6 protein-coding genes are annotated in these 11,868 nt (G+C 57.1%); 5 read left to right on the forward strand and 1 reads right to left on the reverse strand.

Annotation, left to right across the window (positions count from 1 at the left end):
• The first annotated feature begins 51 nt into the window (after window positions 1-51).
• The 3 genes from H7846_RS03450 (at window position 52) to bamA (ending at window position 6,350) form a co-directional block, all read left to right on the forward strand.
• Window positions 52-2,196: a molybdopterin-containing oxidoreductase family protein gene (locus H7846_RS03450; RefSeq protein ID WP_186695143.1), complete on the forward strand. Its 2,145-nt coding sequence runs from the start codon at window positions 52-54 to the stop codon at window positions 2,194-2,196.
• A gap of 55 nt (window positions 2,197-2,251) precedes the next feature.
• Window positions 2,252-3,232, forward strand: coding sequence for a threonine dehydratase (locus H7846_RS03455; RefSeq protein ID WP_186695144.1), 981 nt, complete (start codon window positions 2,252-2,254; stop codon window positions 3,230-3,232).
• A gap of 217 nt (window positions 3,233-3,449) precedes the next feature.
• Window positions 3,450-6,350, forward strand: a complete 2,901-nt coding sequence (gene bamA, locus H7846_RS03460) for an outer membrane protein assembly factor BamA (RefSeq protein ID WP_186695145.1) — start codon at window positions 3,450-3,452, stop codon at window positions 6,348-6,350.
• 296 nt (window positions 6,351-6,646) lie between these two features.
• Here bamA and H7846_RS03465 read toward each other — a convergent pair whose 3' ends face one another.
• On the reverse strand, window positions 6,647-8,110 hold the full coding sequence (locus H7846_RS03465) for an RDD family protein (protein WP_186695146.1): 1,464 nt from the start codon (window positions 8,108-8,110) through the stop codon (window positions 6,647-6,649).
• 220 nt (window positions 8,111-8,330) lie between these two features.
• Between H7846_RS03465 and H7846_RS03470 the strand changes: the two genes are divergently transcribed.
• Both H7846_RS03470 and H7846_RS03475 read left to right on the forward strand, forming a co-directional pair.
• The gene (locus tag H7846_RS03470; protein ID WP_255460823.1) at window positions 8,331-10,835 is read left to right on the forward strand and encodes an LPS-assembly protein LptD; all 2,505 of its coding nucleotides are present in this window, start codon (window positions 8,331-8,333) and stop codon (window positions 10,833-10,835) included.
• Window positions 10,836-10,873: 38 nt separating this feature from the next.
• A complete protein-coding gene (locus H7846_RS03475; RefSeq protein WP_255460824.1) occupies window positions 10,874-11,863 on the forward strand; it encodes a DsbA family protein in 990 nt (329 codons plus the stop codon).
• The last annotated feature ends 5 nt before the right edge of the window (window positions 11,864-11,868 follow it).

Raw genomic sequence — 11,868 nt, forward strand, 5'->3', positions numbered from 1 at the left:
ACCCTGAAAGCCAAGAATATACAGCAACGCTGGCAGGCATAGAATAGATGCATGGCGGAGAGTCCGAATACCCGCGTGGTTCGCGCAGTCTGTTCGCATGACTGCCCGGATTCATGTGCCGTGCTGGTGACCGTTGATGAGCTCACTGGCCGCGCTACGAAGATTCAGGGCGATCCCGAGCATCCGGTTACCCGGGGATTCCTGTGCGGCAAGGTTGCGAAGTATCTTGACCGCGTCTATTCGCCACAGCGGTTGCTATATCCCATGCGCCGTCGAGCCGGGGTTCCCAAAGGACCTGTGCGGCAAGGAACAGAATTCGAAGTCTTTGAAAGAATTACGTGGGACGAGGCGCTGGACGAGATCGCAACACGATTGAAGGCAATCGCTGCAGAGTACGGACCGGAGAGCATTCTTCCTTATAGCTATGCAGGAACCATTGGCCAGCTCGGGTATGGTTCGATGGATCGTCGCTTCTTCTATCGTCTGGGAGCTTCGCAACTTGACCGGACGATCTGCTCCGCGGCGGGAGGAGCTGCGCTAACCAGCGTCTATGGGATTCGCCTGGGGACCGCTCCTGAGGATTTCGTTCATGCAGGACTGATCTTCGCCTGGGGCGCGAATATTCATGGCAACAATATTCACCTGTGGCCCTTTATCGAAGAGGCCCGCCGTCGCGGCGCACGGCTAATTGTCATTGACCCATATAAGACACGCACTGCGGCTTTAGCCGATGAACACCTGGCGATCCATCCCGGTACCGACACTGCATTTGCATTGGGGCTGATGCATGTGATCGTGCGTGAGGGGCTGGAAGACCGCGAATACATCGAGCGCTGCACTCAAGGCTTTGCCGAGTTGAAGGCGCATGTGCTGAGGCCCGAACACTCTCCGGAGGCGGTTGCAAAGGTGACCGGCATTGCTGCCGAGACGATTGAACGGTTGGCCCGACAGTATGCGCAAAGTGGACGGAATGGTATTCGCCCCGCAGCGATTCGTCTGAACTATGGGATTCAGCGCAGCGAAAACGGCGGAACGGCGACGAGGGCTGTAGCGATGCTCCCGCTGCTGACCGGGGCTTGGCAGTATGTGGGTGGCGGTCTGCAACTTTCGACTTCCGGCTCGTTTCCATTCCAGTCGGCGGCGTTGCAGATGCCGCAATTGATGCAGGCCAGTCCGCTGGGACGCGCGGCGCGCATCATCAACATGAACCAGCTTGGCGAAGCACTGACGTCGCCCGATGCTGGCGTTGGCGGTCCGCCGGTGAAGGCACTTTTTGTCTATAACTCGAATCCTGGCGCGGTTGCCCCCAACCAAAACGATGTTCTGCGCGGGATGCGGCGCGCTGACCTGTTTATGGTTGTCCACGAACAGTTCCTGACCGATACAACTGACTACGCGGATATTGTGTTGCCTGCCCCAACCTTTCTGGAGACGAAGGACGTGCAGGGAGCCTACGGACATCTTTACGTGCAGATCTCGCAGCAGGCGATTGCTCCTCTGGGTGAGGCTCGGAACAATGTGCGTCTCTTTGGCGAGCTTGGCCGAAGAATGGGATTTCCTGAAGCCTGCTTCGATGATCGTGAAGACGAGTTGATTGACCAGACTTTGGCAACGGAGAATCCCTGGTTCCGTGGCATCACACGGGAGCGGCTGGAGCGAGAGAGTCGTGTGCGCGTGTTGATGCCGCAGAGCGAGGAAGGGAATGTATTGCCGTTCTCGACTCCGGAGTGGTTCCGCACGCCATCGGGTCGCGGCGAACTGACGCCGGTTCCTGTCTTTCGGGCCCCGACGGAGTCTCGCGCCAATGCAGCGCAGTACCCGCTCGAGTTGCTTGCGCGCAAGGCGGACAACTATATGAATTCGACCTTTGCCAATCTCCCATCGCACCAGCGTATGGAGGTCAAGACCGCAGGCGTGCTCGAGATGCATGCTTCGGATGCGGAACTTCGGGGGATTGCGAGTGGTGACGAGGTCGAGGTCTTCAATGCGCGAGGCAGTATCAAGTTACGCGCGCATGTCGATGGACAGGTGGGCACAGGCGTTGTGGCTGCAAAACTCGCATGGAACAAGTTGTCGCGCGGCGGATCGAATGTCAATGTGCTGACCAGTGAGCGGCTGACGGACATCGGTGGCGGAGCGACCTTTTATTCGGTTCTGGTTGAGGTTCGGAAGGTCGCAAAGACTTCGAGCCGATAGATTCCGAAGCAAAAGTCACCCTGACTGCATCGGATCGACTAAACGGAGAAATTTCATGAAAAACGGATTGCCTGGCCTTGAAGAGATTCGTCAGGCGGCAGAGCTTGTGTATCGCACTATGCCGCAGACGCCACAGTACCGTTGGCCGCTCCTGAGCGAGCGTGCAGGAGCCGAAGTTTGGGTCAAGCACGAAAATCACTCTCCTGTCGGAGCCTTCAAGATTCGCGGCGGTCTGGTCTATATGGACTGGCTCCAACGCGAGCATCCGGAGATTACGACTGTCGTCACGGCAACGCGGGGCAATCATGGTCAGTCCATTGCGCTGGCTGCGACGCGCAGCGGGATTCGTTCCGTGATTGTGGTTCCTCATGGCAACAGCGCTGAGAAAAACCGTGCCATGCGCGAGCTGGGCGCGGAACTGATCGAAGAGGGCGAGGATTTCCAGGCCGCCCTTGAATACGCTGTAAAACTGGAGCGAGAAAACGGCTGGCACTGGGTCCCGAGCTATCACCGGCTCCTGGTGACGGGAGTCGCTACAGCCGCGCTTGAATTCCTTTCCTCGGCTCCTGGACTGGATACCGTGTATGTGCCCATCGGTATGGGGTCTGGCATCAGCGGCATGATCGCGGTTCGAAATGCCCTTGGATTGAGGACGAAGATCGTTGGCGTTGTCTCGAAGCATGCCCCGGCCTTTGCTCTGTCCTATGCGGCAGGATGTGTGGTCGAACATCCGGTGGCGACACGGATAGCCGATGGTGTGGCATGCAGGAAGCCGGATATTGCTGCGGTCGAGGTGGTCCGCGAGGGAACCGACCGCGTCCTTGAGGTGGAGGACGCCGAGGTGGAGGCAGCGATGCGGTATTACTTTGCAGATACCCACAACGTCGCCGAGGGAGCGGGCGCGGTGGGACTGGCTGGGCTGCTGCAGGACCGACCTCATGGCGGTGCTCGGGTTGGCACTATTCTAGGGGGCGGGAACGTGGACAGCAGCGTCTTTGCGGCGGTTCTGGCGGGCGCGGGCAGGCCGCATCGCTAAGGTCTGCGAGGGAGGCAGGTTGTACCAGCTGGGCGAAGTGAATGAGAAAACGGAGGCTTCCTTTTCGAGAAGCTGGACAGGAACTCGCTAAGGTCGCTTGCGCTCCCATATAATCAAGACTCCCCCATGAGGAACCTGCGGGGTGTGATTTTCAGTCAGCAGTGAGGGTGTGCGTATCTTTACCGTAGATCGAGAGAGCGGAAGCTCCCTGAAGAGAATGTCCAGGCCTGTGTGCACGCGCTCCAGCTGCTCCCGCATCGCTTACGCCGTGTCCCGTGCCGCTTTGGCGGTGTTGTCGATCGCCTCTGTGGTTGCCGTGGTTCCGTCGGCAAGGGCGCAGGCGGTCGGTTCTGAAGCCCAGACGCTCTGCCAGCCGCAGGTCGTCGGCAACCGCAGAATTCCGAAAGAGTCTGTGTTGGCGCGTCTATTCTCGCACCAGGGAGATCTGTACGATCCCCAGGTCGTTGAGCGCGACTTCAACTCTCTCTGGAATACCGGCTACTTCGATGACGTTCGCATTGAGCGGGTTAATAGTGAGAAATGCGTTCAGTTGGTGATCTATGTCCGCGAGAAGCCCACGATCCGAGAGATTAACTACAAGGGCATAAACGCCGTCTCGCAGTCCGATATTATGGACGCCCTCAAGAAGGCCAAGGTCGGTCTTTCGGTGGAGAGTCAGTATGATCCCACCAAGATCAAGCGGGCCGAGGTCGTCCTGAAAGAGCTGCTGGCTGCGCACGGCCACCAGTTTGCGACCATCCGGACCGAGGTCAAGACGATTCCTCCGGCGGCGGTGTCGCTGACCTTCTCGGTGAAGGAAGGTCCGACGGTAAAGGTCGGCAAGATTCAGTTTGACGGAAATAACAATGTCTCCGATCGCACTCTGCGGAATGCGATGAAGAACCTCAAACCGATCGGAGTTCCGCACTCGATCATCCTGGAGAATCTTTTTGCTCGTACCTTCGATGCCACTAAGTTAGATGAGGATACGGAGCGCGTCCGTCAGGCATATCGTGATCGAGGCTACTTCAAAGCATTGACCAGTGAGCCCAGCACGCATGTTCGCGATGCAGGTGGCCTGAATCCATTCACGCTGCGTCCTTCCAAGGGCAAGCGTGTCGATATCCTGATGCCGGTAGAAGAAGGCGAACGGTATCGGCTGGGTGGCATCACCTTCAAGGGCAATAAGAACTACCCGAATACCAAGGCGCTGCGCGCACAATTTGCCGAGAAGGATGGCGAGTGGTTCAACGCGACCATGTTCGGCAAAGGGCTGGATCAGTTGCGCAAGGCCTATGGTCAGGGTGGATATATCAACATGGTCGCAAGCCCCGTCCCACGGATCGACGAGGCAAAGAAGCTGATCTATCTTGATATCGACATCGACGAGGGTAAGCCATTCTATGTTTCCCGGATCGAGTTCCAGGGCAACAGTATTACCCGTGACAAAGTTATTCGCCGCGAGCTTCTTCTGGAAGAAGGACAGGTTTACAACTCCCAGCTCTGGGAGATGTCGATCATGCGTCTGAACCAGCTGAACTACTTCGAGACGCTCAAGGTGGATCAGGACTCCGAGAGTCGTCAGAACACGGACGATTCCACCGTCGACCTGCTGCTGAAGCTTAAGGAGAAGGGAAAGAACTCCATCGGTCTGAACGGAGGTCTCAGCGGTCTCTCCGGCTCCTTCATTGGCCTCAACTACGAGACCAACAACTTCCTCGGTCTGGGTGAGACGCTCTCGGTGCAGGCCAATATCGGCGACCTGCAGCGCAACCTGAGCTTCGGGTTTACCGAACCTTACTTCCGCAACAAGCCGATCTCGCTCGGTATCCAGGTTTTTACCAGCAAGTACGACTTCAATCCGGCGAAGGGGTATTCCATTGCGAATAACCTTAGCCAGAATCTGACGACTGCACAGCAGTCGTTGTTGACGAACTATAACCAGTCCCAGACAGGTATGACCGTCTCGGTCAGCCAGCCGTTGCGTCACCTTTTCGCCCGTTCCGGTGTAACTCGCGTTGGTGTCTCGTATGCGCTCTCGCGTTCTTCGGTTACCACGTTCAACGACAATACGCGCAACGTCTTCCAGACGCTGGCGTTTCGTTCCGGCGTTCAGGGGCAGAACCAGCTGAGTGGCATCATTAGTTCCGTCATCACTCCCAGCTTTACGTTCTCCAGTCTGGACCGCGCTGTGGGGCCGCACTCCGGTAAGGACCTCAATGCGGCTTTTGCGATTGCGGGTGCCGGTGGAAACGTGAAGTATATCCAGCCGGTCGTGGCTTGGCGTCAGTACTTCCCGATGCACAATCTCAAGGTGAGTCGTGACGGACACAACGTTCTGGGATATCGTATCCAGGCATCGCATATTGCGGGCTTCGGTGGAGAGGTTGCGCCCCCGCAGAACCGTATCTACTCCGGCGGCGAAATGGACGTCCGCGGGTTCGATGTCCGCTCCACCTCGCCGTACACGTTTATTCCGACGAAGATCATGTTCAACCTGACGAATCCCGATGGCACAGTAGTTCCTCGCGATCCGTCCAATCCGGCCCTCGGAAATGTGCAGATCCCGCTGCCCATCTATCGTCTGGTTTCTATCGGTGGCGACACCAGCGTGACCGCGAACGTCGAGTACAGGATTCCGATCATCAACCAGGTGACGTTTGCCTTCTTCACCGACTTCAACATGACCTTCGATGTATGGCCCAACCAGCTTCGCCAGAGCATCGCCGGCCAGCAGGAGATGTCGAGCCCAATGTATGGCTGCCCGACGGTGGTCAATGGCGCCTGCTTTGGCGGGAAACAAGTCTCGTTCCCCAACCCGCTGCGCGTGGTGCCTGGAACCAACTACGTTCCCCGCATGTCCAATGGTGCGGAGCTCCAGGTCATTCTTCCTATCGTGAATGCTCCCTTCCGCATCTTCTATGCGTACAACTCGCTTCGCCTGTACAAGGATGTTCCCCAGGCGCTGGCGACCGATCCCGCAACGTTCCGAAGCTTCTTCCCCGACTCTGGCGCAGGCCAGTTCTCGTACCTCCAGGCGCTACAGTATTACGGCGCAGACTACACGCTGCGTGAGCCGAGAAAGACCTTCCGTCTGACGGTATCGACCACCTTCTAACCAACGTCACTGCTTCAAGAGAAGCGGCTGCGCTAAAGAGCGCAGCCGCTTTTGTCTTCTAGATGAAAGCATGAGAGCACCTGGATGATCGGGATGCATTCATCCTGATGTTGAGGTCAACGCCGAAGAGGCGATGAGCTTCTATGACTTTCTTCGAGGTCGCTGGAGTCGCTAAACACGCGTTCTCATAGGACAAGAGCTTTATCCAGTTGAACAGCGATGGTTTTCAGCGCAAATTGGCCTGGGCAGGTGACCGTTTTGGAGTCGCCTTGTAACTGAACCATTGAGGAATGAGCCTAATAGCTTCGTTGGTACATACGCGAGATGCGATCATGCCAGCCGAGACGTTCCTCATCGAGCAGCGCCCACAGAACTCCCAACCCAAGCGATGCTGAGGAGAGCGCAAGGGAGAGGATGCGGCGGCGCATCGCTGCACGCGACGGGTTCTCGTCCGAGAAGGTGCAGAGCCCGATGTGGGCATAGCGCATCCCCGGCGTAGAGTTCGAGAACGTAAAGAAGAGCATCTGGTAGAAGAAGCCCAGAAGCACAATCGCTCCGACGGACGAGATTGCCGCATTGGTCAGGGGCATATGCAGGGGGCCTGGAGAAAGTCTGGTCGCGGTCAGGACGGCGACCGCCGCAAAAACCACAGAAGCCGCCAGGATAATGCAGCCATCCACCATCGCGGACATCAGGCGCAGATCGAGCGGAGCGACCGCAAGAGGTGTTGTATAAAGATGCTGCGTCTCCTCGGAGTACTGGAGATGCTGCGCAGCATAGGGTTCTGTGACTGGAGCGTAGAAAGCGATTTCTGCAGCAGCTGATTCGGTAGCGAGGGAGCGGGGCTGGGCATCCAACAGGATGGAGGTCCACTCCGGCGCCGAGTTCTCCGCGACGGGCTCCTGTGAGATCTGCTCGGCCTCCACCTCAAAGATGCGGAGCTGAGACAGCGACGAAGACTCGATCTCCTCGCGCAGAGGACCCTCTGCCAGACGGGGACGCGCTTTGCGTGGAGCCACGAGCTGCCGCGGAAACTCGATCAGATTTCCGGGGATCTCTACGGGGGGCTCGATAGGGTCAAAGGTTGGATCCTGCCGGAATGCGATCTCTTCATCCAGGGAAAGAAACTCCGAAGGATCAGCGAGAACAGTATCGTTCTCCAGAACCTCTTCCGCTCGATGAGCGCGGAAGACCGGTTTTACTGCATCGCTGGCCGGCAGATGGAGATCGTTGGCCAAACGGACCGTAAAAACCGGAGGAACTGGTATAGCCGGCACATCGAAGTTCAGTTCCGGAGTCAGGTCTTCCTGCGGAACAGGACGAGGCCCCTCCTGCCGCGAAGGGCGAGAAAGAGATGGAGCAGGATGGGTTTCATCTGCATACTGATCCAATTCGGCCAGAAGGTTGAACTGTGCCTGCGCGACAGCTTCGGCGTTTCGCGCCGCTATCGCGGCTGCCGCTTCTGCCTGCCGGGCGGCTTCTTCCGCCTCGCGAACTGTCCGCTCAGCTTCTTCGGCCAAAAAGTCCCGGTAGCTCTTGGAGTGGGCATAACGTTCGGCAACTGCGGCTGCAATTTTGGAGTTTCGCCCTCGCGACCTACCCTCGGAGCTGGGCTGTTCGGATTCGACCGTCTGCGGGCGCCGGGAGCGATGGGCAGCCAGGCGCTCTGCAACCTGCTGACGTAGCACGAATGGCTCCTGTGGGGCCTCGGCTTCGGCGATGGCGCCTTCGACGGTTTGTATCTTTCGTTCCGCGCTCATTTCTTTGAAAACCTCAAACCCGCACAGAGTGAAATTCGGTTAGCCTCAATAGAGAGTGGTGGTAAGTCTGATACGTCTTGATCCAAACGAACCGGTAATGAGGGCCCGAAAGCCATATGCCTTTGCCCGACGTAGCAGATTTTCTGCTACGGCAGGCTCCTCGAGACCTCGATGGTTTGTAGGTCTGGAGAGCGTTTATATTCTGATAACTATCATGTGGATGGCTCTGAGTCATCCACAGTTACGGGCGCAGGCGTTGTCGAATCAGGAACCTCAGGCTTCAACGGTGGAGGCAAGCCTTCCGGATGGACCTAGCGCGCTTGAGAATCACTATCCCGATGCCATTGTCCTGCCCGCGTCAGACGATGGCTCCATGGTAGTGATCGAGAGCTCAGGCCCACAGACCAAGACCGGAAACCGGTACACGCTGGATGGCGATGTTGTCATCACGTACAAGGACCGCCGAATCGAAGCCGATCACATCGACTACGACAGCGATACGGGCGAACTGAATGCGAATGGGCATCTGAAAGTCTCAGGTGGTCAGAACAACGAGAGCATATCTGCCAGCCACGGAACCATGAACATGAAGACGCAGACGGGCCGCTTCTTCGATGTGAAGGGCTCCGTTGGCCTTCGCCCTGGGGCGAGACCTATCTATGACAACGGCCAGCCCTTCCTGTTTGAAGGTAAGGTAGTCGTTAAGACCGGACCACAGTCGTATGACGTGTATGGCGGTTCGGTGACTTCATGCCAGATGCCGAATCCGGACTGGCAGCTGTTTGCCGGTAAGTTCAGTATTGCCGAAGGGAAGGCGACTGCCAGAAACAGTGTCTTTCGCGTCATTAATATCCCTCTGGTTTATCTACCGTATGTGACGCATCCGGTTGTGGGGGAACAGCGGCAGACTGGCCTGCTGATTCCTGTGATCGGCGAGTCTTCGACCCGTGGCATGATCCTGGGAGAGCAGATCTACGTTTCCCTGGGCCGCAGCGCGGACATGACCGTCGGAGTGGAGTATTTCTCTAAACGTGGATGGCAGCAGTCGGCGACCTTCCGGTATCGCGGTTTGGGGAATAACTTTGTCCTGGCGCACTATAGTGCCCTATGGGATCGAGGGTATGTGACCGGCGGTCAATATGTGAACCAGGGTGGCCAGGATGTGGTTTTCTCTGGACGATATGATCTCAGCCCACAGACACGCTTTGTCGCCGATCTGGAGTATCTGAGCTCCTATCCGTATCGCGAGGCGTTCACGGAGAACTTCAACCAGGCGGTGTCGAGCGACATCCTGTCGATTGGCTATGCCGTGCATAATGCCGATGGCTATGCCTGGTCGATGCGTGCAGACCGTTACCAGGGACTGAAGGGAGCAGCCACAACAACCACTCCCGAGCGCCAGATCCGTATCTTCCACTCTCCATCGGTCGACCTGTTTAGCACTGAGCATAGACTGGGAGAATCGCCTCTCTTGTGGAGCGTTGAAAGTTCCGTTGCATCTCTGAAGCGCGTCCAGCCGAACTTCTCGACGACTGGCCTGACCCACCGGTTTGATGTCCATCCGAAGATCTCCCTCCCGCTCAACGCAGGGGGATGGCATCTGCGTCCTTCTGTTGCGGTGCGGGACACGATTTACACGAGAAGCAGAGAACTCCGGCCCAACTCCTCGACTCCAGTGGAAAGCGGAGAGGGAATCAATCGTGGCGATGTTGAGGTGAGCGTGGAGGCTCGGGCTCCCGTATTGGAACGGACATTTACTTCGCCCCTGGTCCACAAACTCTTTGCTTCGGATGTGAAGCACACCATCGAACCGATAGCAGCGTATCATCTGGTGCGCGGTGTCGATAACTTCCGGCGCCTGCTTCGTTTTGACGATATCGATGTGGTCAGCAATACCAACGAGGTGGAGTACGGAGTAACCCAGAGGTTATTCCTGCGACAGAAATCCAGCGAATCCAGCGAGCCATGTTCTGAGCCGAAAGACGATGCTGCCGGCAGCGCGGCCTGGACCGGGGCTGCCGCGGCAGGCGTCATGGGAGGCGTAAGTAATGGTGCTGCTTCCGACGCAGGGTATGTGGGGACTCAACCGGGTTGTGGTAACCGGGAGTTTCTCAGTTGGAGGCTCTCGCAGAAATACTTCCTCGATCCAACGTTCGGCGGCGCAATCGTTACGCGCAGTCGCAATATCTTCCAGACCACGTTGGCGCTCTCCGGAATTGCTTTTCTGACAGAACCGCGCAATATCTCTCCTCTGATCTCGCGCCTGCGGTGGAAGACCTCCGATCACTTCGATGTGGAGTGGAACTTCGACCTGGATACCGGTGCCAAGAAGTTCACCTCGAATAATGTGTTGGTGAACTTCCATGAGGGGCAGGTTTTTTCTGGTCTGAGCTACGCTCGGCTGAATGCTCCTGGCCGTTTCAACATTGCCGGATTTTCTTCGGCTGTATCGGATTTTTCGCAGCTCAGGATTTTGCTGGGTTATGGTGGTCCGGCAAAGCGGGGATTTGGAATCGCCGCCAATACGGGACTCGATCTGAACAGTACACAGGTCCAGTACGGAGCCCTGCAGGTGCAATATAACTGGGACTGTTGCGGATTGAGCGTGGAGTACCAGAAGTATCAGCTGGGATCGGTTAGAAATGAGAATGCCTACCGCTTTAACTTCACCCTGGCTAATATCGGAACAGCCGGAAACCTGCGCCGCGCCGAGAGGCTCTTCTAAAGGGGAAACAGGCCCTGCGTGAGATAATCAAAGGTATTGTGTTGAATATTGCCCGTCTGGTTCGCCCCTTCCTGTTTGTCCTGTTGCTGGCTGCCACAGGTTGTCATGCGCAGAGTTCTTCTACGGAAGGAAAGCTCTCTCCCGACCTCGCTCGTCGAGTGGAGATCATGCTTCGGTCCAAGGCGAATCTTCCGCCTTACTATGACGTCTTGATCGGACCACGCGCGAAGAGTACTGTGCCGGGTTTTGACGAGATCACGGTCACTTTTTCTTCAGATGGAAAGGCGACCCGGCCGATGACCTTCCTGCTCTCGACGGATGGAAAGACGCTGGCCCAGTTCAATAAATTCGATATCAGCAAAGACCCGAAGGAGATGGTCAGTGCGGATGGTCGGCCAGCCCGTGGAGGTCCGGAGAATGCGCCTGTGGTGATCGTAGGCTTTGACGATCTGGAGTGCCCATTCTGCGCAAAGATGCACGCTCAGATCTTCCCGGCTCTACAGGCGCGGTATAAGGACCAGGTGCGCATTGTCTACCGCGACTTCCCCTTGGTTGAGATTCACCCCTGGGCCATGCGCGCGGCGATCGACATCAACTGCCTTGCTGCACAGAGCCACGACGGATACTGGAACGTGGTCGACTACATTCATGCACACTCCTCCGAGATCGGGGGATCAGAAAAAACGGTAGCCAAAGCCAACGAAACTCTGGATACTTTGACCCGTGAGGAAGGCAAGCGTCAGAAGGTCAACATGACCATGTTGAATGCCTGCATCGAAAAGCAGGACGATTCGGTTGTGAGGGCATCCATGAAGATAGGGTCCGACCTTGGGGTAGAGGCAACCCCCGCGCTATTTATCAATGGCGAACGATTTGAAGGAGCGCTGCCGATCGAATATGTTTATCGGGTGATCGACAATGCGCTTGTTGCCGCAGGGAAAACGCCACCACCGCCTGTTCCTGTGCCTTCGCCGGATGCGTCGGCCACGACAGCAGGGCAGCCACCTGCCCGCACATCTAGCGAATAACGAAG

The organism is Edaphobacter sp. 4G125, from assembly GCF_014274685.1.
Taxonomy (GTDB): Bacteria; Acidobacteriota; Terriglobia; order Terriglobales; family Acidobacteriaceae; genus Edaphobacter.

What these genes read in the sequence shown, in the direction of transcription:
- H7846_RS03465 (WP_186695146.1), bottom strand. Translation starts at nt 8,110, where the DNA reads ATGAGCGCGGAACGAAAGATACAAACCGTCGAAGGCGCCATCGCCGAA.
- H7846_RS03455 (WP_186695144.1), top strand. Translation starts at nt 2,252, where the DNA reads ATGAAAAACGGATTGCCTGGCCTTGAAGAGATTCGTCAGGCGGCAGAG.
- H7846_RS03470 (WP_255460823.1), top strand. Translation starts at nt 8,331, where the DNA reads ATGGCTCTGAGTCATCCACAGTTACGGGCGCAGGCGTTGTCGAATCAG.
- H7846_RS03450 (WP_186695143.1), top strand. Translation starts at nt 52, where the DNA reads ATGGCGGAGAGTCCGAATACCCGCGTGGTTCGCGCAGTCTGTTCGCAT.
- bamA (WP_186695145.1), top strand. Translation starts at nt 3,450, where the DNA reads ATGTCCAGGCCTGTGTGCACGCGCTCCAGCTGCTCCCGCATCGCTTAC.